This is a genomic window from Delftia sp. DS1230 (assembly GCF_040112715.1).
GTDB lineage: Bacteria > Pseudomonadota > Gammaproteobacteria > Burkholderiales > Burkholderiaceae_C > Comamonas > Comamonas tsuruhatensis.
In genome coordinates, this window is sequence record NZ_CP157763.1 from 416318 (window position 1) to 437908 (window position 21591).

The window sequence follows — 21591 nt, forward strand, 5'->3', positions numbered from 1 at the left end:
GCAGGGCGAGCGACGCCCGGCGCTCACTCGATCACCTTGGGGACCAGGAACAGGCCGCGCTCGACGGCCGGGGCGCTGCGCTGATTGGCGTCGCGCTGGTCGGGCTCGCTGGCAATGTCCTCGCGCAGGCGCAGGGCAATGTCCTGGATGGCGGCGACCGGATGTGACAGCGGGCTGACGCCCGAAGTATCCACAGCCTGCATCTTCTCCACGATGCCGAAAAAATCATTGAGCTGGCCTAGCATGCGCTCACTCTCTGCGGAAGAGAGCTCGAGCCGTGCGAGGTTCGCGATGCGTGCGATGTCTTGTGCGTTCAGTGCCATAGGAATTTTGAAGGGGGCAACGGGATGTAAACCCGCATTTCAAGCCCCGGCAGTACAAGTTATTCACAGGGGATACGGTATTATCTCGGCTTTGCCGCAAGACCCTCTCCGAGCTGGTCATTGTGCGAAAAGCCAACCCCATCCAGACTCCCTAACTTTCATCCCGGCGATGGCAGGCCGACGAGCATGCCGTGCCTGAGAGGACTCTCGTAATGTTCGGAGCTTTCCGTCGGTATTTCTCCACCGACCTTGCCATTGATCTTGGCACAGCCAACACCCTGATTTTCGCCCGCGACAAGGGCATTGTTCTGGACGAACCCTCCGTTGTCGCCATCCGCCACGAAGGCGGCCCGCATGGCAAGAAGGTGATCCAGGCGGTGGGCCGTGAAGCCAAGGCCATGCTGGGCAAGGTGCCCGGCAATATCGAGGCCATCCGCCCGATGAAGGATGGCGTGATTGCCGACTTCGTCATCACCGAGCAGATGATCAAGCAGTTCATCAAGATGGTGCATCCGCGCTCGGTGCTCACGCCCAGCCCGCGCATCATCATCTGCGTGCCCTGCGGCTCCACCCAGGTCGAGCGCCGCGCCATCAAGGACGCGGCCGAGGCGGCAGGCGCCACCTCCGTCTACCTGATCGAGGAACCCATGGCCGCCGGCATCGGTGCCGGCCTGCCGGTGTCCGAGGCCTCGGGCTCCATGGTGGTGGACATCGGTGGCGGTACCACCGAAGTCGGCGTGATCTCGCTGGGCGGCATGGTCTACAAGGGCTCCGTGCGCGTGGGCGGCGACAAGTTCGACGAAGCCATCATCAGCTACATCCGCCGCAACTACGGCATGCTGATCGGCGAGCCCACGGCCGAATCCATCAAGAAGAACATCGGCTCGGCCTTCCCCGGCTCCGAAGTCAAGGAGATGGAAGTCAAGGGCCGCAACCTCTCCGAAGGCGTGCCGCGCAGCTTCACCATCTCGTCCAACGAGGTGCTCGAAGCCCTGACCGACCCGCTCAACCAGATCGTCAGCGCCGTCAAGAACGCGCTGGAGCAGACCCCGCCCGAGCTGGGCGCCGACATTGCCGAGCGCGGCATGATGCTGACCGGCGGCGGCGCGCTGCTGCGCGACCTGGACCGCCTGCTGGCTGAAGAGACGGGCCTGCCCGTGCTCGTGGCCGAGGAGCCGCTGACCTGTGTGGTGCGCGGCTGCGGCATGGCGCTGGAGACCATGGACCGCCAGGGCAGCATCTTCACCAGCGACTGACGCGGCGCAGGCCGGGGCCCGTTGTCGCGGGCCCGGGCGGCAGCCGACCGACTGCAACGTTTTTCTTCTCCCTTCCGTGGTGACCTGCATGCTTGCCCTGCCTTCCTTCGCACCGGGCCCGGCCCGTGCTTTCCAGGCCGCAGCAAGTGCGGCAGGGCAGGCCCTGCCGCGCGGGAGGGGCGCATGAATCCCAACACCCTGGACCACTCGGCGCCCTCGCTGTTCAAGCGGCGGCCCTCGCGCGTCTCCCAACTGGCCATCTACAGCGCATTGGCGCTGTTTCTGATGGTGGCCGACGCGCGTTTCAGGATCACCGACCCCGTGCGCGTGGCCGTGTCCACCGTGCTGTACCCCGTGCAGTGGGTGATGCTCAAGCCGGTGGAGGCCGTGCACGACGCCAGCCGCTACCTGGGCTCGCTGGACGAGGCCCAGGCCCGGGAGCAGGGCGCGCGCAAGGAACTGGTGGCCATGGCCCAGCGTGCCTCGCTGGCCGACGAACTGATCCAGGAAAACGACCATCTGCGCGAGCTGCTGCAGCTGCGCGACCGCCTGACCACGCCCGGCACGGCGGCCGAAGTGGTCTACGACAGCCCCGACCTCTATACCCGCCGTGTGGTCATTGACCGAGGCCAGGTGGACGGCATCGCCCAGGGCTCGCCCGTGCTCGATGAAAAGGGCGTGGTCGGCCAGGTCACGCGCGTGTATCCGCTGCGTTCCGAGGTCACCCTGCTCATCGACCGCGACCAGGCCATTCCCGTCTTCAACCCGCGCACCGGTGCACGCAGCGTGGCCTATGGCGACCCGTCGCCGCTGCGCACCGGCGGCATCGAGCTGCGCTTCATGCCCAGCAATGCCGATGTGCAGGAAGGCGACCTGCTGACCACCAGCGGCGTCGACGGCCTGTACCCGCCGGGCCTGCCCGTGGCCAAGGTGGTCTCGGTGGAGCGCCGCGCGGACTCGGCCTTCTCCCGCATCTACTGCGAACCCGTGGGCCGCGTGCAGGGCGTGCGCCACGTGGTGGTGCTCAAGCCGCTGGACCGCGCCACGCATCCCGAGGCGGAAGGCGCTGCTGAACCCCTGCGCGCCGGCAAGGGCAAGGAAAAAGACAAGGGCAAGGAAAAAGACAAGCCCAAGGATGGCAAGGGCAAGGAAGCCTCCAAGGACGGTGGCAAGGCCGGCAAGACAGATGCGCCGGCCACGCCTGCAGCACCCGCTGCTCCCGCCGCACCCGCCTCCGCCAGGAAGGAGCCCGCATGATCATGCCGCGCGGCCAGCAGCTGCTGCTGCCGGTCAACCCCCTGTTCATCGTCGTCAGCCTGCTGGCGGCGCTGGCACTCAACATGCTGCCGCTGGGCCGCCAGGCCTGGCAACCCGACCTGCTCATGGTGCTGCTGGCCTTCTGGGCATTGAACCAGCCCCAGCGCGTGGGCATGGGCGTGGCCTTCCTGCTGGGCCTGTGCATGGACGTGGACCGCTCCTCCCTGCTGGGCCAGCATGCGCTGGCCTATGCGCTGCTGGTGTTCGCGGCCGGCGCCATGGGCCGGCGCCTGTCGTGGTTCTCCACGCCCGTGCAGGCGCTGCACCTGCTGCCGCTGTTTGCCGTGGTGCACGGCCTGCAGGTGCTGCTGCGCATGGTGGCCGGTGGCATCATGCCCGGCCCGCTGGTGGTCGTCGCGCCTTTGATCGAGGCCCTGCTGTGGCCCCTGGTCAGCGGCCTGCTGCTGGCGCCTCAGCGCCGCCCGCCGGACAGTGACGAGAACCGTCCCCTGTGAGGCTTGACGCGTGATGGAAATCCGCAATACAGAAGCCGAGCTGCAGCGATTCAGGTTGCGCGCATGGGTGATGAGCGTGGTGGTGCTGCTGGCCTTCGGGCTGGTGGTGGCGCGCTTGCTGGTGCTGCAGGTGCAGCGCCATGAGGAGCTGTCCGAGCGCGCCGAAAGCAACCGCACGGCCGTGGTGCCCATCGTGCCCAACCGGGGCCAGATCCTGGACCGCAACGGCGTGGTGCTGGCCACCAACTACTCGGCCTACACGCTGGAGATCATGCCCTCGCGCGCGGGCAACCTTGAAGAGACCATCGACAGCCTGGCCGAGATCGTCGAGATCACGCCGCGCGACCGGCGCAAGTTCAAGCGCCTGGTGGACGACTCCCGCAGCTTCGACTCCCTGCCCATCCGCACGCGCCTGACCGATGACGAGGTCGCGCGCTTTGCCGCGCAGCGCTACCGCTTCCCGGGCGTGGACATCAAGGCGCGGCTGTTCCGCACCTATCCCATGCAGGACACGGCCAGCCATGTCATCGGCTACATAGGCCGCATCAACCAGCGCGAGAAAGAGGCGCTGGAAGACTCCGACGACGCCGCCAACTACCGTGGCACCGACGTCATCGGCAAGCTGGGCGTGGAGCAGAGCTACGAAACCGACCTCCACGGCCAGACCGGCTGGGAGGAAATGGAAACCTCGGCCGGCGGACATGCCGTGCGCAAGCTCGGCAGCCGCCCCGCCACGCCCGGAGACAGCCTGGTGCTGTCGCTGGACATCAAGCTGCAGCGCATGGTGGAGGAGCTGTACGGCGACCGCCGCGGCGCCCTGGTGGCCATCGATCCGCGCAGCGGCGAAGTGCTGGCCATGGTCAGCCGTCCCACCTTCGACCTGAACCTCTTCGTCGATGGCATCGACCAGGAGAGCTGGACCACGCTCAACGAATCCATCAACCGCCCGCTGCTCAACCGCGCGCTGCGGGGCACCTATCCGCCGGGCTCCACCTACAAGCCCTTCATGGCGATTGCCGCGCTGGAGTCGGGCAAGCGCCGCCCCGACACCACCATCATGGACAACGGCAGCTGGACCTTCGGCGGCCACACCTTCCGCTCGGGCCACCCCAACGGGCCGACCAACCTGCGCCGCTCCATCATCAAGTCGTCCAACGTGTACTACTACATGCTGGCCAACGACATGGGCGTGGACATGATCCACGACTACATGAAGCCGCTGGGCTTCGGCCAGCTCACCGGCATCGATGTGCGCGGCGAGGCGCGCGGCGTGCTGCCCAGCACCGAGTGGAAGCGCAACACCTACAAGCGGCCCGAGCAGAAGAAGTGGTACGCGGGCGAGACCATCTCGCTGGGCATCGGCCAGGGCTACAACAACTTCACCATCCTGCAGCTGGCCAATGCCATGTCCACGCTGGCGGCCAAGGGCGTCAAGCACCGCCCCCACCTGGCCGTGGGCCGTGTCGATGCCGTCACGCAGCAGTTCTCGGCCATCAACAAGGATCCAGGCACCAGCATGGGCTACAAGCCCGAGAACGTGGAGGCCGTGCGCGCCGCCGTGGCCGCCGTGACGGTGGAGGGCACCTCGCGCGGCATCTTCGGCAACGCGCCCTACACCTCCACCGGCAAGACCGGCACGGCCCAGGCCGTGGGCGTGCGCCAGAACGAGAAGTACAACGCGGCACGCCTGTCCGAGTTCCAGCGCGACCACTCGCTGTACATCGCCTACGCGCCGGCCGACAACCCCACCATTGCCGTCGCTGCCATCGTGGAGAACGCCGGCTTCGGTGCCGCTGCCGCCGCACCGCTGGCGCGCCGCGTGTTCGACTACTGGCTGCTGGGCCGCTACCCCAGCCTGGAAGACATGGCCGCCATGCGCAAGGGCCAGGCCGGCGTGCCCATAGGCACCCCGCGCCGCGTCTCCGAAATCACGCTGGATGCGGAAACCGTGAACCTGCCCGGCCTGCCGCGCTATGAGCCGCCCGAGGCGCCGGTCCCCGTGCCCGCAGGCCGCCCGGCGGTGCTGCCGCCGCCTTCGGCTGCCGAGCTGGAGGATTGAGGCACGCTTGTGTGCCGCTGCAAGCGGGTCTGAGCCCTGCGCGGCAGATTCAGCGCTGCCAGGGATCGATGACCATGACCCCGCAGTCCGCAAAGTCCCGCACATTGCGGGTGGCAAGGCTGGCTCCCCTTGAGCGGGCGATGGCCGCAATCATGGCGTCGAACTGGCTGATGGGTCTGCCGGACTGCCTTCGGGCCGCAGCGATTTGCGCATAAGCGTCAGCGGCACCGTTGTCGAACTCCAGGACGCGGCCTGCCATATCGATGTCCAAGATGGCCTGCACTGCAGCCAGCAACTCATGCTTGCGCTGTCCCTGCGGCAACAGCAGGACGCCGTACAGCAATTCGCCGCGCGTGATGGCTGTGGTGAGCAAACTGGAGCGGGGCTGGCTGGCCAGCCATTCCATGGCGCGCCTGTCGGGATCGGGGCGCAGAGCCTCGGACAGGACGTTGGTGTCGAGAATGATCACCGGCTGGCACCCAGCGGATTGCGAATGGGCTCGCGCTGCGCAAGCACCAGTTCAACGCCGCCCAGGGGCTCGACCCGGGCCCGGATGGAGTCGAACAGTGAATGCCCCTCCGCCGCATTGGCTGCGAGTGCCGCGCGCAAGATGTTGAGGGCCTCTTCTTCCATGGAGTGGCCGTGCAGGTCCGCCTGCAGACGCAGCCGGGCCTGCAGGTCTTCATCCAGATCGTGGATCGTCATGGTAGTCATGGCCAGGCTCCTTTCGGGTCAATGACGCATGGTAGTCATGGACACGCAAGGCGACAACGGCATGCCCCCTGCGCATGAGGGCACGCAAGGCGACGAATCAGGGCTTCGGCCTCAATGCCCCATGCGCCCGATGAACGCCGCGATCCGCTCGCTGGCCGGGTTGCCGAAGAATTCGGCCGGTGGCGCCTCGTGGGCGATGCAGCCCTGGTCGAAGAACATCACGCGGTCGGCGACCTCGCGGGCGAAGCCCATTTCGTGGGTGACCACGATCATGGTCATGCCGCCGCGTGCCAGCTCGCGCATCACGTCCAGCACCTCCTGCACCATCTCCGGGTCCAGCGCGCTGGTGGGCTCGTCGAACAGCATCACCTGCGGCTCCATGGCCAGGGCACGGGCAATGGCCACGCGCTGCTGCTGGCCGCCCGACAGCTGCCAGGGGTACTTGTGGGCGTGGGCCTGCATGCCCACGCGCTCCAGCAGGGCCATGGCCTTGGCATTGGCCTGGGCGCGCGGCGTTTTGTGGATGCGGCGCGGCGCCAGGGTCACGTTGTCCAGCACCGTCATGTGGCCGAACAGGTTGAACTGCTGGAACACCATGCCCACTTCGCAGCGCTGCTTTTGCAGCGTGGCTTCGTTGTCGGTGACTTCGACGCCGTCGATGGTGATGCGCCCGCCATCATGCGGCTCCAGCCGGTTGATGGCGCGCAGCAGCGTGGACTTGCCCGAGCCCGAGGCGCCGATGATCACCGTCACTTCGCCCGTGCAGAACTGCGTGGAAACGCCCTTGAGCACCTGGTGGCTGCCGAAGGACTTGGTGACCTTGTCGGCCACGATGTAGGGCATGCCCCGTGCCAGCTTGTCGGCGCTCATTTGTGGCGGCCCTCCACGTCGAAGCGGTACTCCACGGCAGCCGTGACCTGGGTCACCAGCGTGGTCAGCACCAGGTAGGTCACGCCCACGGTGACCAGGGTCTCCACGGGCTGGAAGGTGGCCGACTGGATGCGGTTGCCCACATTGGTCAGCTCCACCACGCCGATGGCGTACGCCAGCGACGAATCCTTGAGCAGGGCCACGAAGTTGCTCACCAGCGGCGGCAGCGAGATCTTGAAGGCCTGCGGGAACACCACGTCCATGAAGACGCGGCTGCGCGGCAGGCCCAGCGCGCGTGCGGCCTCGGCCTGGCCGCGCGGCACGGCCTGCAGGCCGGCACGCACGGCTTCGGCGTTGTAGGCGCCCACGTTCAGCGCCAGCGCAATGCAGGCGGCGGCGAAGTCAGGCAGGTTCAGGCCCGGGATCAGCACCGGCAGCGCGAAGTAGATGAACAGGATCTGCACCAGCAGCGGCGTGCCGCGGATCGCCCAGACGTAAAAGCCTGCAGCCCAGCGCAGGGCGGCCGTGCGCGAGGTGCGCGCCAGCGCGGCGGCGATGCCCAGCACCAGGCCGGCGGCGCCGCTGGCCAGCGTCAGGTACAGCGTGGTGCGCGCGCCATCGGCGAAGGTGTCGGCATTGGAGCCTATGGGCTCGGGCAGCAGGGACAGCAACTGCCCCAGCAGCGAAACCACGAGCACCATCAGCAGCAGGGCCGTGACCAGGGTGGCGTTGCTGCGCTGCGAGCGGCTCCAGTGGGCGGGCCAGAGGACGGTAAGCATAGGTGGGCTAGAAACAAAAAGGCGCCCTGCAAGTGGGCGCCGGTCGGGCAGATCTGCCCGGGGCCTCAGTCAGGGCAGCGGATGTCTTCGTGGAAATATTTCTGCGACAGCTTGGCGTAGCTGCCGTCGGCCAGGGCTTCCTTGAAGGCCTTGTTCCAGGCGTCGGCCAGCGACTTGTTGTCCTTGGCCACGGCGGCGGCGATGCGCTCGACCAGCAGCATCTCGCCCTGCTTGAGCTGGGCATTGGGGTTCTTCTGCTGCAGTTCCTTGGCAATGAAGCGCTCGGTCACCCAGGCGTCCACCCGCTTGGACAGCAGCGCATTGCGCGCGGCCTCGTTCGTGGGGAAGTTGACCAGGCGCTTGATGCCGGTCACGTTCTTCTCCATGTACTGCAGATAGGTGGAGCCGGTCTGCACCGACACCGTCTTGCCCGCCAGGTCCTTGGCCGAACGGATGGCCGGGTCCAGCGACATCACGATGCCGCCCGAGCAGTAGTGGGGCTGGGTGAAGGTCACGGCCTTCTCGCGCTCGGGCGTGATGCCGTGCGAGGAAATCACCAGATCCCAGCGGTCCTGCTGCAGGCCGGTCAGCAGGGCGTCGAAGCTGATGGTCTTCCACTCGTACTTCACGCCCATCTTGCCGGCCAGCATCTGTGCCAGCTCGACCTCGAACCCGGTCAGCTGCTTGCCCTCGAAATGGGCAAAGGGCGCGTAATAGCCTTCGGTGGCCAGGCGCAACGTGCCTTCCTTCTGGATGGCGTCGAAGGGGCGGGCCTGAACGCCTGCGGCGGTCCACAGGGCCAGCGCGGCGGCGGCGATGACGGTAATGCGTTTCATGGAAGCTCCAGGAGGGCTGTCGCTCAGGACCTGACCCCGGCGCCGCAAGATGGGGAAAGCGCCAACGCACGGATCGGTGCATGGCCATGGACGGCGGGGCCGATTGCGTGGCTGCGCGGCGGGTCGGGTGCAGCCGCTGGCAGGGGTGCGACATGCACCTGCCACCGCAGCTCAAGGCGAAAAGTCGGCAATTATAGAAGGTTGCCGTCGCCGATGCCGATGGCAGGTGTTGTGGATGCCGCTGGCCTGCGTGCTCAGGCGATGAAGGCGTCGTAGCCGGTCTTGAGGATCAGCAGGCTCACCACGCCGATGAAGATGCCCCGCACGAAGCCCGTTCCATGGCGCAGGGCCATGTGCGTGCCCAGCATGGCGCCCAGCACATTGGCCACTGCCATGGGGACGGCCAGGTGCCACCAGATATGGCCCTTGAGCGTGAACAGCGCCAGCGCCGCCAGGTTGGTGGCCATGTTCAGCAGCTTGGCCGAGGCCGATGCGTTCAGGAAGTCATAGCCCATCAGCCGCACGAACAGGAACACGAAGAAGCTGCCCGTGCCGGGGCCGAAGAACCCGTCGTAGAAGCCGATGGCCAGGCCGATGGCGCAGGCGATCAGCGTCTCGGCGCGGCCCGAATAGCGCGGCGTGTGGTTGCGGCCCATGTCCTTGCGCACCAGCGTATAGACCAGCACGCCCAGCAGCACCAGCGGCAGCAACTGGCGCAGGAAGTCGGGGGAGATCTGCGTGACGGCCCAGGCCCCCGCAAAGGAGCCCGCCATGCCCACGCAGGCGGCCGGCATCATCGCGCGCCAGGGCAATTGCACCTTGCGGCCGTACTGCCAGGTGGACATGGCCGTGCCCCAGACGGAGGCGCTCTTGTTGGTGCCCAGCAGGGTGGCCGGTGGTGCGGTGGGGAAGGTGGCGAACAGCGCGGGCAGCAGGATGAGGCCTCCGCCGCCCACGATGGCGTCCACGAAGCCGGCCAGCATCGAGGCCAGCGAGACGATGATCCATTCCATAGGGCGGCGATTGTCGCACCGCCACGGTGCCGCATCAGGCTGGCCGCAGGCATAAAAAAAGCGCCGGACTTGCCGGCGCTCTGGGAAATGCATCTTGGGATGCTATTTATGAATGTTGATCTGGTTGTGTACGAGTTGTCTCCTCGGCCCCTCTTGTGCAGCACTGTGGTACCGCGAGAGTGGATGGACTTTAATGGCCGCACCTGGGTGGTGCATCGGGGATTTCCCGCAGTTGCCGCGAAAGTGCGGGATTGCACCAGCAAGGGGCTGGGACGACGATTGCCGGTTGCCGGACGTTCAGCGCATGCGCAGCACCAGCTTGCCGAAAGCACCCCGCTCCAGATGCTCCAGGGCTGCCGGCAGATCGGCCAGCGCGTATTCGCTGTCGATCACAGGTTGCAGCTTCAGCCAGTCCACGGCACGCACCAGATCCTGCAGCGCACGCCGGTGTGCCACGCCGATGCCCTGAACGGTGGCGCGCCCCAGCAGCAGCGGATAGACCGAGCCGCGCAGCTCGTCGCCCTGCAGATTGCCGATCACCGACACGCGGCCTCCCTGTGCCAGGGCCGATAGCGAGCGGCCGAAGTTATCCCCCCCGGCCAGTTCCAGCACATGGTCGGCGCCGCGTCCTCCCGTGAGGGCGCGCACCTCGGCGGCCCAGTCCGGCGTGCGGTGGCGGTGGATGCCGTGGTCTGCACCCAGCTGCGCAGCCCGCGCCAGCTTGTCGTCGCTGCCCGAAACCACCACCACGCGCGCACCCTGGGCATGGGCGATCTGCATGGCGAACAGCGCCACGCCGCCCGTGCCCATGATGACCACGGTGTCCCCGGGCCGCGTGGGCGCGGACTCGGCCAGCGCGAACCAGGCGGTTGCGCCCGCGCACGTCAGGGTGCTGGCCTGCGCAAAGTCCAGCTGACGGGGCGCGGCGACCAGGTTGTCTTCGCCCAGCACCACGTATTCCGACAGCATGCCCGGCCCGGGCGAGCCCAGCGGCAGGCTGGTGCGCGGCTGCACGCCGTCCTGCCAGCCGCAGAAGAAGGTGCTGATCACGGCGTCGCCAACCGCGAACTCCGCGACGCCCGGGCCGATGGCGACCACCTCGCCAGCCATGTCCGAGCCGGGCACCAGGGGCAGGGCCGGCCCCATGCCCATGCCGTCGCGCAGGACCAGCAGATCGCGGTAGTTCAGCGATGCCGCATGCACGCGCACCAGTACCTGGCCCTGCCCGGGCTCGGGAATGGGAACTTGCACCAGCTGCAGGTTTTCATGGCCCAGGGCGGGCAGTTGCCATTGCTGCATGAATGGGGAAGACGCAGGCACGGTCATGGAAGGCGGTCCTTTCGAGGCAGATATCAAACAGGACTTCAGTCTATTGATTCCTCCATAATTGCATTGATTCAATTGAGGCTATGGTTTGTAGAATTTATGGAACCAATTGCAAATGACAGGCTGGCAGGCGTCAGCGCTTTCGTCGCCTCGGCCGAGGCTGGCAGCTTCGCCCAGGCGGCCGAGCGCCTGGGCCTTACGCGCTCGGCTGTTGGCAAGGCCGTGGCGCGGCTGGAAGAGCGCCTGGGCGCGCGGCTGTTCGTGCGCACCACGCGCAGCCTGGGGCTGACCGAGGACGGCCAGATGTTCTACGAGCGCTGCGCGCAGGCGCTGGAGGACCTGGATGCCGCCCGGCACATGCTGGAAGCCGGGCGGCGGGAAGTGGTGGGCCGGCTGCGCATCAGCGCACCCGTGGTCTTCGGCCGCCACCACGTGGCTCCCTTGCTGCTGGAGCTGGCGCAGCTGCATCCGCGCCTGCGCATCGAGGCCAGCTTCACCGACCGCCAGCTGGACTTCGCCGATGACGGCATCGACCTGGCCATACGCAGCGGGGAACTGTCTGACAGCGACTGGCTGGTTGCGCGGCGCCTTGGCATGCAAACCATGGTGCTGTGCGCATCACCCGCCTATCTGCAGGTCCATGGCGCGCCGCGCAGCGTGGCCGACCTGGCCGGGCATCGCTGTATTGCCTATATGCGCAGCGGCCGCGCCGCCCCCTGGGGGCTGGCCGGTGAGGATGGATCGCTGGCCGCGCCCGTGCTGGAACCGGCGCTGGGCTTTGACGACATAGAAACCATCGCCACGGCCACGCTGCAGGGCGCGGGCCTGGCCCACATGCCGCTGTGGCGGGTGCGCAGTGCGCTGGACAGCGGGGCGCTGGTGCGCCTGCTGCCCGACGTGCCGGCCGCGCGCATTCCCCTGCATGTGCTGTGGCCGCGCACGCGCTTTCTGCCCTACCGGCTGCGCGTGACCATCGATGCGCTGCTGGCGGCGATTCCGCCGCTGCTGCAGGAGCAGTCCTAGGCGGCCAGCGCAACGGCCGGTTCCGTGCTCTGCCGTGCCGGCTCCTGGCCCCGGCCCTGCCTGTCCGCAAGAATCCAGCCGGCGGCCTTCTCCGCCATCATCAGCGTCGGGCTGTTGGTGTTGCCGCTGGTGATGCGCGGCATGGCGCCTGCATCGATCACGCGCAGGCCCTGTACGCCGCGCACGCGCAGGCGGCTGTCGAGCACGGCCATGGGGTCGTCGGCACGGCCCATTCGCGTGGTTCCCACGGGGTGGAAGATGGTGGTGGCAATGTCGCCGGCCAGGCGGGCCAGGTCCTCGTCGCTCTGGTATTGCACGCCGGGCTTCCATTCCTCGGGGGCAAAGCGCGCCAGCGCGCTCTGGCTGACGATGCGCCGCGTCACGCGCAGGCTGTCGGCGGCCACCTGCCGGTCCTCGGGCGTGGACAGGTAGTGCGGCGCAATGGCAGGCGCCTGGCGGAAGTCCCCGCTGCGGATGCGTACCGTGCCCCGGCTGGTGGGGTTGAGGTTGCAGACGCTGGCCGTGAAGGCTGGAAAACCGTGCAGCGGCTCGCCGAAGGCGTCCAGCGACAGCGGCTGCACGTGGTACTGGATATTGGGGTGCGCCTGCTGCGGGCTGCTGCGCGTGAAGGCGCCCAGCTGCGAGGGCGCCATGCTCATGGGGCCGCTGCGGCGCAGCAGGTACTCCAGGCCGATGCCGGCCTTGCCCCACAGCGAATTGGCCATGGTGTTGAGCGTGCGCGCCCCCTTGATCTTGTAGACCGAGCGGATCTGCAGATGGTCCTGCAGGTTCTCGCCCACGCCGGGCAGGTCGTGGCGCACGGCGATGCCGTGGCCTTGCAGCAGCGCCCCCGGGCCTATGCCCGACAGCTGCAGGATCTGCGGGGAGTTGACGGCGCCCGCGCACAGCAGGACCTCCTGGCTGGCCTGCACATCGACCATTTCCGAGCCGGTCCAGACCTGGGCGCCGCTGCAGCGCAGGCCGCCGGCGGGCAACGGCTCGAACAGCAGCCGGCTGACCTGGGCATGGGTCCACAGCTCGAAGTTGGGGCGGCCATAGCAGGTGGGCCGCAGGAAGGCCTTGGCGGTGTTCCAGCGCAGGCCGCCCTTTTGGTTGACCTCGAAGTAGCCCACCCCCTCGTTGCTGCCGCCGTTGAAGTCCTCGGTGGCCGGAATGCCGGCCTGCTGGGCGGCTTCGGCAAAGGCGTCCAGGATGTCCCAGCGCAGGCGCTGCCGCTCCACGCGCCATTCGCCGCTGCCGCCTGTGCCCGTGCCGCCGTGCAGGGCGCGAAAGCGCGAATCGGCGTTGCCCCCGGCGTCCAGCCGCCAATGGCTTTCATGCTGGCGAAAGGCCGGCAGCACCTGGTCCCAGCGCCAGGCGTCGTCGCCGGTCAGCTCGGCCCAGCCGTCGTAGTCGCGGGCCTGGCCGCGCATGTAGATCATGCCGTTGATGCTGGAGCAGCCGCCCAGCGTCTTGCCGCGCGGATAGCGCAGGCTGCGGCCGTTGAGCCCTTCGTCGGGTTCGGTCTGGTACAGCCAGTCGGTGCGCGGATTGCCGATGCAGTACAGGTAGCCCACGGGGATGTGGATCCAGTGGTAGTCGTCCTTGGCGCCCGCCTCGATCAGCAGCACGCGGCTGCGGCCGTCGCGCGAGAGCCTGTTGGCCAGGAGGGCGCCTGCCGTGCCGGCGCCGATGACGATGTAGTCGAAGGTGGTATTGCTCATGGAGATGGGCGGGCGTCCGCTGCGGGCCGGAACGTCCTTGGGAGCCGGGGTTGGTGCTTCGGCCCATTGTGCGGACGGCATGCGCACTGTCGAGAGGGAAAGCGCGCTGGACTCCTTTTTTCGCAGCAGCGCATGCAGCAGCGATGGCGGTCCCGCTGGTTTTTTGATAAAAATTGCACGCGTAGGGCAAAGCCGTCGCGCACACGGCGTTGCGGGGCAATCTGCGGGCCGCGCCGCTCGGTTATCCTGCGGTCTTGGCGGGCGTGTCACCGTGCCTGCCCACGCGCCTCGGCCTCGCCTTCGCAACCCCCAAGGACTTCCTGCACTTGTCTGCCCTCAACAATCCCCCCCAATGCAGCCTGCGCCGTGACAACGACGGCCAATGGGCGTTGCTGACCGGCTCCTGGGGCGCGGCCGAGCTGGGCCGGCGGGCGCAATGGCGCAGGCTGCGTGCACAGCTGGCCGACGCCAAGGGCGATGACCTGGGCTGGAACCTGCAAGGGCTGGACTGGCTGGACCACGTGGGCGCGCAACTGCTGTGGAACCACTGGGGCCGTCGCCTGCCCGCGCGCCTGGCGGCCAGCGACGCGCAGCGCGCCATGCTCGACCGCGTGGCCCGTTTTTCCAAGGAGCCTGCACCGCCGGCCCCGCGCCTGAGCCTGCTGGAGCACATCGACAGCCTGGGCTGCCTGGTCATCAACGCCTGTGGCCATTTCGCACAGCTGACGCGGCTCATCGGCCAGTTGCTGATCGACCTGGTGCGCTTTGCGCGTGCCCCGCACCGGGGGCCCTGGCGCGACATTTCCGGCCACCTCTACTCCATGGGCGCCACGGCCCTGCCCATCACGGCCCTGGTGGGCTTTCTGATCGGCGTGGTGCTGGCCTACCTGATGGCGCTGCAGCTGCGCCAGTTCGGGGCGGAATCCTTCATCGTCAACATCCTGGGCATCTCGCTGATCCGCGAGCTGGGCCCGCTGCTGGCGGCCATCTTGGTGGCGGGCCGCACGGGCTCGGCCATCACCGCCCAGATCGGCGTGATGCGCGTCACCGAAGAGCTGGACGCCATGCAGGTCATGGGCATACCGCACGGCTTTCGCCTGGTGCTGCCGCGTGCGCTGGCGCTGGCCATTGCCATGCCGCTGGTCTCGCTGTGGACCACGCTGGCCGCGCTGGCCGGCGGCATGCTGGCCGCCGACCTGACCATGGGCGTCACGGGCGCCTACTTTGCCGAGGCGCTGCCTGCCGCCGTGAAGATCGGCAACCTCTGGATCGCCATGGGCAAGTCCGTGGTCTTCGGCGCCCTCATCGCCCTGATCGGCTGCCACTGGGGCCTGCGCGTGGAGCCCAATACGCAGAGCCTGGGCAAGGGCACGACGGCCTCGGTGGTGTCGGCCATCACCATGGTCATCGTGGTGGATGCGATCTTCGCAATCCTTTTCAAAGATGTCGGAATCTGATGGCCATGGACACCGAAACCTCCTCCACGCCCGCAGCCGACGAGCCCATCGTGCGCATCGCCGGGCTGTGGAGCGTGTTCGGCGAAGGCGAGAACGCCTTTGCCGTGCACCAGGACCTGGACCTGGATGTGCAGCGCGGCGAGATGCTGTCCATCGTCGGCGGCTCGGGCACGGGCAAGACCGTGCTGCTGCGCCAGATGCTGGGGCTGCTGGAGCCCACCAAGGGCCGTGTCGAAGTGCTGGGCCGCCCGGCCAGCGAAATGGGCCGCGAGGGCGCTGCCAGCCGCGTGGGCATGCTGTTCCAGCACGGGGCGCTGTACTCGGCCTTCAGCGTGCTGGACAACGTGGCCTTCGCGCTGCGCGAGCAGGGCACGCTGCCCGACGAACTGGTGCGCGACGCGGCCCTGGTCAAGCTGCAGATGGTGGGCCTCAAGCCCGAGCATGCCTCGCGCATGCCGGCCGATCTCTCGGGCGGCATGATCAAGCGCGTGGCGCTGGCGCGGGCGCTGATCATGGACCCGCCCCTGCTGCTGCTCGACGAGCCCACGGCCGGCCTGGACCCCACCAGCTCCGACGAATTCTGCGAACTGCTGCGCGAGCTGCGTGCCGAGCTGGGCCTGACCGTCATCATGGTCACGCACGATCTGGACACGCTGTTCGCACTGTCCTCGCGCGTGGCCGTGCTGGCCGAGAAGAAGGTGCTGGTCAGCGGCCCGCCGCGCGAGGTGGCCGAGTTCAAGCATCCGTTCATCGAGCATTTCTTCCAGGGCGAGCGCGGCAGGCGCGCGATGAGCACGGTATGAGAAGCCCCCCTGAGTCGCTTCGCGCCTTCCCCCCTCTCGCTTTGCGGGGGGGGACGACACCCTCGCGGCGGGGCGGCCCTTGCCCGGTGTCCCTCGCCTTCGGGCACGCCGGTTTTGAAGGCCTCGCCCTGAGTTGTGAATTGTCTGGGGGCCGCGGCCCCATGCCTTGTTTGCTGGGCTAACGTTATGGACCATTGATATGGAAAACAAATCACATGCCATGGCGGCCGGCATTTTCGTGCTGGTCGTGGCGGCCCTGCTGGCGGGGCTGGCGATCTGGCTGACGCGCGATACGCGGCAGTACAACGAGTACGAGCTGTCCACCAAGGATGGCATCAGCGGCCTGCAGGCCCAGGCGGCCGTGCGCTACAAGGGCGTGGCCGTGGGCAAGGTCACGCGGATCGGGTTCGATCCGCAGACCAATGGCAATGTGCTGATCCGCATCGCCATCGGTGTGAACACGCCCATCACGCCCACCACGTTCGCCGTGCTGGGCTACCAGGGCGTCACGGGCCTGGCCCATGTGCAGCTCGATGATGCGGACCAGCCCCAGCCCCAACTGCCCCCGGGCCCCAGCGGCCTGCCGCGCCTGCCGCTGCGCTCTTCGCCGTTGAGCATGCTGGCCGACCAGGGGCAGGTGCTGCTGGAGCGCGCCGATGAAATCTCGCGCCGCCTCAGCGACATGCTGGACACCGACAACCAAAAGCGCGTGAGCCAGGCGCTGGAGAACATTGCGGCCGCTGCCGCAGGCGTGCAGCAGCTCACGCAGAACCTGGACCGCACGCTGTCCACCCAGGTGCCGCAGCTCGCCGCCGACGCCCACAACACCCTGCAGTCGCTGGAGAAGGCCAGCAACGGAGCCGCCGCCGTGGCGTCCGAGCTGCAGCAGACCGTGCGCCGCGTGAACGCGCAGGACGGGCCGCTGGAGCAGATCGCCCAGAGCACGCGCGCACTGACCCGCATGGCCGATTCGCTGGGCCGCAGCACGGTGCCGCACGCCAACCGAGCGGCCGATGATGTCTCGCGCGCCGCGCGCCAGATGGGCACGGCGGCCAGCCGCTTCAGCGACAACCCGCAGGCCGTGATCTACGGGCCGGGCCAGGCCCGTCCGGGGCCGGGCGAGCCCGGCTTCGTCGCCCCGTCTGCAGCCACCCAGCCCTGACCGAGGAACCCGCATGTCCCCATCTCGCAAGACCGCCGTGGCCAGCGCTGGACTGGCCGCCGCCCTGATCCTGCTGGCCGGCTGCTCGGCCCTGCCGCAGCCCCCCGCCCAGCCCGCGCGCTATGACTTCGGCCTGGCGCCGCTGTCCACGCCCGCGCAGTCCGCCACATCCGCAGCCCCGCAGGCACGCACGCCGCTGGCGCTGGCCGATGTGGAGGCCCCCGCCCTGTCCGACGGCAGCACGGCCATGTTCTACCGCCTGGCCTATGCCAACGGCCAGGAACTGCGCCCCTACCAGCTGGCGCGCTGGAGCCAGCCTCCTGCACTGCTGCTGCAGCAGCGCCTGCGCAGCCAGCTGGGCCTGCAGCGCCCCGTGCTGGCCAGCAGCGAAAGCGTGGCCCAGCCGCGCCTGCAAGGCGCCGTGCCCACGCTGCTGCGCGTGGACATCGAAGAGTTCAGCCAGGTCTTTGACGCGCCCGGCTCCAGTGCCGGCGTGGTGCGCCTGCGCGCCACCCTGGTCGAGCAAAGCGGTGCCGTGGACCGCCTGCTCGGACAGAAGGTGTTCGAGGTGCGCAGTCCTGCAGCTTCGGGCGATGCGGCGGGCGGCGCCCAGGCCCTGGCCAAGGCCACGGATGCGGCCATTGCGCAGATCGATGCGTGGCTGGGGCAGCAGGGGCACTGAGCTGCTGCTGGATTTCCAGCCCATCCATTCTCTTGAGAACGGCTGGTGGGTGCATTGCATCCGCTGGCCGTTTTTTGTTTTCGGCAACTGGCTCTGCAAGCAAGTGGACTTTTTCTGCCCCTGCCGGATGGTTGCTTTTCGAGGCCGGGTCTCGGCCCGGCAGCCGACTGCCCTTTTCTTGATTCGCCAAGAAAGGTCAGATCACGAAGCAAGCCTGTCCTTCGGCAGGCTTGCAACCCCGCAACCGCCACGGCGCAGGTGCGGACATACGGGGAAAAGGCTGGGTACTCAGGGCAGGGGCGGGCCGCGCCTGACCCAGCGCTTCCCGCGCGTCCGTCAGGGGCTGTAGTCCCGATCCCACCGTCTCGGCTGCCCCTGGGACGACCGTCAACACTAGGTCCAGACTACGGCGCGCGGCGCGCAGGTTTTTTACAGTGAAACCGTCGCTGATGCAGATCGCGGCTTTGAAAAAACAAGGCCTGATTGCACGGCACGACTTCAACATCACTGAAAGGAACAAGCCATGAATGAAGACCGCATCAAGGGCAACTGGAAGCAATTCACCGGCAAGATCCGTGAGCAATGGGGCAAGCTCACCGATGACGATCTGGACGTGATCGCCGGCAAGCGCGAGCAATTCCTGGGCAAGCTGCAGGAGCGCCAGGGCCTGGCCCGCGACGCTGCCGAAAAGCAGCTGACCGACTGGCAAAAGCGCAACCCCGACTTCCGCTTCGAAGACTGACGAGGGTGGACCCCGCGGGTGGCGGATGCCCTGGCCGGCGCCACCACCCGCTCCCCGACAGCCAGCGTGCCTGAGGGCACGCACCAATGGCCCGCCGCCGCAGGCACCAAGGGCCGGTTCAGTACAAATACAAGGAGTTCCATCATGCAAACACCGCAACGCTTTCGCCACATGCTGTCCGCCGTCGCCCTGGGCCTGATGGCCTCCGGCGCCATGGCCATGACCAATGCCGAGCACACGGCCGCCAAGAACCAGATCGAGGCCGACTACAAGGCTGCCAAGGAACAGTGCAAGCCGCTCAAGGACAACGCCAAGGACGTCTGCGAGAAGCAGGCCAAGGGCCAGGAAAACGTCGCCAAGGCTGAACTGGAATCGCGCCGCAATCCTTCGCCCAAGAACAGCGAAAAGGCACTCAAGGCCAAGGCTGATGCGGACTACGACATCGCCAAGGAAAAGTGCGATGACCTCAAGGGCGACGCCAAGGACGTCTGCGTGAAGGATGCCAAGGCTGCCCATGTGCGTGCCGTCGAAGCCGCCAAGGTGAACAAGGCCCAGGCCGAACCTGCCGCCAACTCTGCCGCCAAGGCCGCTAACGTGGCCGAGACCCGCAAGGACGCTGCCGAGGAAACCCGCGAAGCCGACTACAAGGCTGCCAAGGCCCGTTGCGACACCATGAGCGGTGACGCCAAGGATGCCTGCGTGGCGGATGCCAAGCGTAAATATGGACAGTAAGCTCCCCCTGAGCGGCTGACGCCGCTTCCCCCTCTCTACCCGCTTCGCGGGGGAGGGGTACGACGCCCTCGCCGCGAGGCGGCTCTTGCTTGGCGTCCCTGATGTTGGGGCGCGCCAGTTTTATCCGCCTTGACCAAGCCCCGCTCGCGGGGCTTTGCTGTTTTCGGGTTGGCTGATGTGGGTCAAACGGGTTGGGCGGTGCTGTTCCTAAGCTGCAGTCTTTCATGATGAAGGCAGGAGAAGCATATGGCCGTGCTGGAATGGAGCGGAGCGCTGGCATTGGAATTGCCGGCCATGGACGAGGTGCACCAGGAGTTCGTGCTGCTGCTGGCCGAGGTGGAGGCGGCCGATGATGCGCAGCTGTGCGTGCGCTGGGATGAGTTGATCGCGCATACGCAAGTGCACTTCGACCAGGAAGACCGCTGGATGCAGTCCACGCGGTTCACCAGCACCAACTGCCACAGCCTGCAGCACAAGGTGGTGCTGCAGGTGATGCGCGAGGGGGCGGCCAAGGCGGCAGCGGGGGATCTGGCCGTGATCCGCAGCATGGCGGGCGAGCTGGCGGCCTGGTTCGTGCACCATGCGCAGACCATGGATGCGGCGCTGGCCCTGCATCTGCGCAGCGCGGGCTTCGATCCCGCCACGGGCTCCCTGGCGCACCCTGAGGCCTTGCCCGAGCAGCCCATCACGGGCTGCGGCGGTGCCTGCGACGGCAGCGCCGACCGCGCGCGGGCCGTGCCGGCCTGAACCGATCTGCGCCGGCAGTAAGGCCACCAGTCAGCCAGCCCGCTCAGGGCACGATCGCGGGCGATGCCAGGATGGGGAAGATCTTCACCAGCCCGCCCGCCATCACCTCCACGGCCAGGGCCGCGAGGATCAGGCCCATGAGGCGCGTCATCACGTTGATGCCGGTCTTGCCCAGCACGCGCGCAATCGGGTCGGCCAGCGAAAAGCAGACCATCACTACCAGGGCCACCACCACGCCATAGCCCACCAGCGCCAGGTGCTGCCAGATGGTGCGTGCCTGGTCGGCATAGATCACCACGGTGGACATGGAGGCCGGCCCTGTCAGCAGCGGAATCGTCAGCGGCACCACGGCAATGCTGTTGCCCATGGCGGCCTTTTCCGCGCCTGCCGCCAGCGTGGGCGCGTTGGGCCGTTCCTCGGCCGGGCGGGCGTTGAGCATGTTCATCGCGCTGATCAGCAGCAGCAGGCCGCCGCCCACCTGGAAGCTCTGCAGCGAGATGTTGAAGAAGTCCAGCACCTGCAGCCCGATGATGGCGCAGGCCGCGATCACGCAGAACGAGGCCAGCGCCGCCGTGCGAATGGTCTGCTGGCGCTGCTGGGCGCTGAATCCCTCGGTGTAGTGGATGAAGAAGGGGACGATGGCCAGCGGGTTGATGATGGCCACCAAAGTGATCAGCGGTTTGAGGTCCATGGTTGCCTTGGAGCTAGAGGTTGCCGCCCGAGATATCGACCAGGCTGCCCGTGGTGTAGTGCGAGCCGTCGGACATCAGCCAGAGGATGGCGTCGGCCACCTCCTCGGCCCTGCCGCCGCGCTGCATGGGCACGTTGGGCGCCAGGCGCTCGACGCGGTCGGGCTGTCCGCCGCTGGCGTGGATGTCGGTCTCTATCAAGCCGGGCCGCACGGCGTTCACGCGTATGCCCTGGGCGGCGACTTCCTTGGACAGGCCCAGCGTCATCACGTCCAACGCGCCCTTGGCGGCCGCATAGTCCACGTACTGGCCCGGTGCGCCCAGCCGCGAAGCGATGCTGGAGACGTTCACGATGGCGCCACCCCGTCCGCCGTGGCGGGTGCTCATGCGCCGCACGGCCTCGCGCGCGCAGATGAAGCTGCCGATGGTATTGACGCGGAACATGCGCTCCAGCCGCTGCACGCTCATCTCGGCCACGGTCTGCGCGCGGTCCACCACACCGGCGTTGTTGACCAGGGCATCCAGCCGGCCGAACTGCGCATCCACCGCACCGAACAGGGCCAGCACCTCGGCTTCGTCGCCCACATCGGCCTGCACGGCCAGCGCGCGGGTGCCGGCCAGTTGCACGTCGGCCACCACGGCCTCGGCCGCATCGCGCTGGTGCTGGTAGCTGATCACCACGTCCCAGCCCCGGTGCGCTGCCATGCGTGCCGTTGCGGCGCCTATGCCGCGGCTGCCGCCGGTGATGAGCACGACTTTTCGTTCCATCGAATGTCTCCTGTGAAAGAATTGCCGCACGGGCCGGCCCGCCGCCATTACAGCATTGCGGGGCGCGTCCGCCCACCGGGAAATCACAACAGGTTCTCAGACAGAAAGGAACGC

General features: G+C 67.7%; 23 protein-coding genes. 12 read left to right on the plus strand and 11 right to left on the minus strand.

What is annotated here, in order from left to right:
• Positions 1 to 23: 23 nt before the first annotated feature.
• Positions 24 to 323 (minus strand): Asp-tRNA(Asn)/Glu-tRNA(Gln) amidotransferase subunit GatC, encoded by a 300-nt coding sequence (gene gatC / locus AAN986_RS01865; RefSeq protein ID WP_016448550.1) that lies wholly within the window; start codon positions 321 to 323, stop codon positions 24 to 26.
• A 212-nt stretch (positions 324 to 535) separates the two neighbouring features.
• On the opposite strand from gatC, the gene AAN986_RS01870 reads away from it, so the two are divergent.
• The 4 genes from AAN986_RS01870 (at position 536) to mrdA (ending at position 5410) form a co-directional block, all read left to right on the plus strand.
• Positions 536 to 1579, plus strand: a complete 1044-nt coding sequence (locus tag AAN986_RS01870) for a rod shape-determining protein (protein WP_012202293.1) — start codon at positions 536 to 538, stop codon at positions 1577 to 1579.
• A gap of 183 nt (positions 1580 to 1762) precedes the next feature.
• The gene (gene mreC, locus AAN986_RS01875) at positions 1763 to 2836 is read left to right on the plus strand and encodes a rod shape-determining protein MreC (protein ID WP_043791091.1); all 1074 of its coding nucleotides are present in this window, start codon (positions 1763 to 1765) and stop codon (positions 2834 to 2836) included.
• Complete coding sequence (mreD, locus tag AAN986_RS01880) at positions 2833 to 3351, plus strand: rod shape-determining protein MreD (RefSeq protein WP_016448548.1); 519 nt, start codon at positions 2833 to 2835, stop codon at positions 3349 to 3351. The genes mreC and mreD overlap by 4 nt, the downstream gene beginning before the upstream one ends.
• A 13-nt stretch (positions 3352 to 3364) precedes the next feature.
• The gene (gene mrdA, locus AAN986_RS01885) at positions 3365 to 5410 is read left to right on the plus strand and encodes a penicillin-binding protein 2 (protein WP_046240293.1); all 2046 of its coding nucleotides are present in this window, start codon (positions 3365 to 3367) and stop codon (positions 5408 to 5410) included.
• Positions 5411 to 5459: 49 nt separating this feature from the next.
• Here mrdA and AAN986_RS01890 read toward each other — a convergent pair whose 3' ends face one another.
• The 7 genes from AAN986_RS01890 to AAN986_RS01920 all read right to left on the minus strand — a co-directional run bounded on the left by AAN986_RS01890 (position 5460) and on the right by AAN986_RS01920 (position 10948).
• Complete coding sequence (locus AAN986_RS01890) at positions 5460 to 5879, minus strand: type II toxin-antitoxin system VapC family toxin (protein WP_046240292.1); 420 nt, start codon at positions 5877 to 5879, stop codon at positions 5460 to 5462.
• Positions 5876 to 6124 (minus strand): plasmid stabilization protein, encoded by a 249-nt coding sequence (locus AAN986_RS01895; RefSeq protein ID WP_046240291.1) that lies wholly within the window; start codon positions 6122 to 6124, stop codon positions 5876 to 5878. The genes AAN986_RS01890 and AAN986_RS01895 overlap by 4 nt, the downstream gene beginning before the upstream one ends.
• Positions 6125 to 6235: 111 nt before the next feature.
• Complete coding sequence (locus tag AAN986_RS01900) at positions 6236 to 6994, minus strand: amino acid ABC transporter ATP-binding protein (RefSeq protein ID WP_016448544.1); 759 nt, start codon at positions 6992 to 6994, stop codon at positions 6236 to 6238.
• A complete protein-coding gene (locus AAN986_RS01905) occupies positions 6991 to 7773 on the minus strand; it encodes an amino acid ABC transporter permease (RefSeq protein ID WP_016448543.1) in 783 nt (260 codons plus the stop codon). Before AAN986_RS01905 ends, AAN986_RS01900 begins: the two co-directional genes overlap by 4 nt.
• A 65-nt stretch (positions 7774 to 7838) precedes the next feature.
• Positions 7839 to 8609, minus strand: coding sequence for an ABC transporter substrate-binding protein (locus AAN986_RS01910; RefSeq protein WP_016448542.1), 771 nt, complete (start codon positions 8607 to 8609; stop codon positions 7839 to 7841).
• Between the two features lie 254 nt (positions 8610 to 8863).
• Positions 8864 to 9622: a TSUP family transporter gene (locus AAN986_RS01915; RefSeq protein ID WP_017404917.1), complete on the minus strand. Its 759-nt coding sequence runs from the start codon at positions 9620 to 9622 to the stop codon at positions 8864 to 8866.
• A gap of 297 nt (positions 9623 to 9919) precedes the next feature.
• Positions 9920 to 10948, minus strand: a complete 1029-nt coding sequence (locus AAN986_RS01920; RefSeq protein ID WP_241150397.1) for an NAD(P)-dependent alcohol dehydrogenase — start codon at positions 10946 to 10948, stop codon at positions 9920 to 9922.
• Positions 10949 to 11047: 99 nt separating this feature from the next.
• Here AAN986_RS01920 and AAN986_RS01925 point away from each other — a divergent pair, with 99 nt between their 5' ends.
• Positions 11048 to 11971, plus strand: coding sequence for a LysR family transcriptional regulator (locus AAN986_RS01925; RefSeq protein WP_016448539.1), 924 nt, complete (start codon positions 11048 to 11050; stop codon positions 11969 to 11971).
• On the opposite strand, the gene AAN986_RS01930 is transcribed toward AAN986_RS01925, so the two are convergent.
• A complete protein-coding gene (locus tag AAN986_RS01930) occupies positions 11968 to 13695 on the minus strand; it encodes a GMC family oxidoreductase N-terminal domain-containing protein (protein WP_047218821.1) in 1728 nt (575 codons plus the stop codon). The two genes, AAN986_RS01925 and AAN986_RS01930, sit on opposite strands and share 4 nt — an antisense overlap.
• Before the next feature lie 326 nt (positions 13696 to 14021).
• Between AAN986_RS01930 and AAN986_RS01935 the strand changes: the two genes are divergently transcribed.
• The 7 genes from AAN986_RS01935 (at position 14022) to AAN986_RS01965 (ending at position 20020) form a co-directional block, all read left to right on the plus strand.
• The gene (locus tag AAN986_RS01935) at positions 14022 to 15152 is read left to right on the plus strand and encodes an ABC transporter permease (protein WP_016448537.1); all 1131 of its coding nucleotides are present in this window, start codon (positions 14022 to 14024) and stop codon (positions 15150 to 15152) included.
• Positions 15152 to 15955: an ATP-binding cassette domain-containing protein gene (locus tag AAN986_RS01940; RefSeq protein ID WP_016448536.1), complete on the plus strand. Its 804-nt coding sequence runs from the start codon at positions 15152 to 15154 to the stop codon at positions 15953 to 15955. The genes AAN986_RS01935 and AAN986_RS01940 overlap by 1 nt, the downstream gene beginning before the upstream one ends.
• 199 nt (positions 15956 to 16154) lie before the next feature.
• Positions 16155 to 17117: an MlaD family protein gene (locus AAN986_RS01945; RefSeq protein ID WP_016448535.1), complete on the plus strand. Its 963-nt coding sequence runs from the start codon at positions 16155 to 16157 to the stop codon at positions 17115 to 17117.
• 13 nt (positions 17118 to 17130) lie between these two features.
• Positions 17131 to 17799, plus strand: a complete 669-nt coding sequence (locus AAN986_RS01950; protein WP_016453581.1) for an ABC-type transport auxiliary lipoprotein family protein — start codon at positions 17131 to 17133, stop codon at positions 17797 to 17799.
• A gap of 523 nt (positions 17800 to 18322) precedes the next feature.
• Positions 18323 to 18541 (plus strand): CsbD family protein, encoded by a 219-nt coding sequence (locus AAN986_RS01955; protein WP_012202308.1) that lies wholly within the window; start codon positions 18323 to 18325, stop codon positions 18539 to 18541.
• A 144-nt stretch (positions 18542 to 18685) separates the two neighbouring features.
• A complete protein-coding gene (locus AAN986_RS01960) occupies positions 18686 to 19273 on the plus strand; it encodes a hypothetical protein (protein WP_016448533.1) in 588 nt (195 codons plus the stop codon).
• 246 nt (positions 19274 to 19519) lie between these two features.
• Positions 19520 to 20020 (plus strand): hemerythrin domain-containing protein, encoded by a 501-nt coding sequence (locus tag AAN986_RS01965; RefSeq protein ID WP_016448532.1) that lies wholly within the window; start codon positions 19520 to 19522, stop codon positions 20018 to 20020.
• A 43-nt stretch (positions 20021 to 20063) separates the two neighbouring features.
• On the opposite strand, the gene AAN986_RS01970 is transcribed toward AAN986_RS01965, so the two are convergent.
• Together AAN986_RS01970 and AAN986_RS01975 are read right to left on the minus strand one after the other, a co-directional pair.
• The gene (locus AAN986_RS01970) at positions 20064 to 20711 is read right to left on the minus strand and encodes a MarC family protein (RefSeq protein ID WP_016448531.1); all 648 of its coding nucleotides are present in this window, start codon (positions 20709 to 20711) and stop codon (positions 20064 to 20066) included.
• 13 nt (positions 20712 to 20724) lie between these two features.
• The gene (locus AAN986_RS01975; protein ID WP_017405497.1) at positions 20725 to 21477 is read right to left on the minus strand and encodes an SDR family oxidoreductase; all 753 of its coding nucleotides are present in this window, start codon (positions 21475 to 21477) and stop codon (positions 20725 to 20727) included.
• Positions 21478 to 21591 lie beyond the last annotated feature (114 nt).

Coding starts and splice junctions, on each gene's coding strand:
- gatC (WP_016448550.1), bottom strand. CDS start 323: ATGGCACTGAACGCACAAGACATCGCACGCATCGCGAACCTCGCACGG.
- AAN986_RS01870 (WP_012202293.1), top strand. CDS start 536: ATGTTCGGAGCTTTCCGTCGGTATTTCTCCACCGACCTTGCCATTGAT.
- mreC (WP_043791091.1), top strand. CDS start 1,763: ATGAATCCCAACACCCTGGACCACTCGGCGCCCTCGCTGTTCAAGCGG.
- mreD (WP_016448548.1), top strand. CDS start 2,833: ATGATCATGCCGCGCGGCCAGCAGCTGCTGCTGCCGGTCAACCCCCTG.
- mrdA (WP_046240293.1), top strand. CDS start 3,365: ATGGAAATCCGCAATACAGAAGCCGAGCTGCAGCGATTCAGGTTGCGC.
- AAN986_RS01895 (WP_046240291.1), bottom strand. CDS start 6,124: ATGACTACCATGACGATCCACGATCTGGATGAAGACCTGCAGGCCCGG.
- AAN986_RS01900 (WP_016448544.1), bottom strand. CDS start 6,994: ATGAGCGCCGACAAGCTGGCACGGGGCATGCCCTACATCGTGGCCGAC.
- AAN986_RS01905 (WP_016448543.1), bottom strand. CDS start 7,773: ATGCTTACCGTCCTCTGGCCCGCCCACTGGAGCCGCTCGCAGCGCAGC.
- AAN986_RS01910 (WP_016448542.1), bottom strand. CDS start 8,609: ATGAAACGCATTACCGTCATCGCCGCCGCCGCGCTGGCCCTGTGGACC.
- AAN986_RS01915 (WP_017404917.1), bottom strand. CDS start 9,622: ATGGAATGGATCATCGTCTCGCTGGCCTCGATGCTGGCCGGCTTCGTG.
- AAN986_RS01920 (WP_241150397.1), bottom strand. CDS start 10,948: ATGACCGTGCCTGCGTCTTCCCCATTCATGCAGCAATGGCAACTGCCC.
- AAN986_RS01925 (WP_016448539.1), top strand. CDS start 11,048: ATGGAACCAATTGCAAATGACAGGCTGGCAGGCGTCAGCGCTTTCGTC.
- AAN986_RS01930 (WP_047218821.1), bottom strand. CDS start 13,695: ATGAGCAATACCACCTTCGACTACATCGTCATCGGCGCCGGCACGGCA.
- AAN986_RS01940 (WP_016448536.1), top strand. CDS start 15,152: ATGGCCATGGACACCGAAACCTCCTCCACGCCCGCAGCCGACGAGCCC.
- AAN986_RS01945 (WP_016448535.1), top strand. CDS start 16,155: ATGGAAAACAAATCACATGCCATGGCGGCCGGCATTTTCGTGCTGGTC.
- AAN986_RS01950 (WP_016453581.1), top strand. CDS start 17,131: ATGTCCCCATCTCGCAAGACCGCCGTGGCCAGCGCTGGACTGGCCGCC.
- AAN986_RS01955 (WP_012202308.1), top strand. CDS start 18,323: ATGAATGAAGACCGCATCAAGGGCAACTGGAAGCAATTCACCGGCAAG.
- AAN986_RS01960 (WP_016448533.1), top strand. CDS start 18,686: ATGCAAACACCGCAACGCTTTCGCCACATGCTGTCCGCCGTCGCCCTG.
- AAN986_RS01965 (WP_016448532.1), top strand. CDS start 19,520: ATGGCCGTGCTGGAATGGAGCGGAGCGCTGGCATTGGAATTGCCGGCC.
- AAN986_RS01970 (WP_016448531.1), bottom strand. CDS start 20,711: ATGGACCTCAAACCGCTGATCACTTTGGTGGCCATCATCAACCCGCTG.
- AAN986_RS01975 (WP_017405497.1), bottom strand. CDS start 21,477: ATGGAACGAAAAGTCGTGCTCATCACCGGCGGCAGCCGCGGCATAGGC.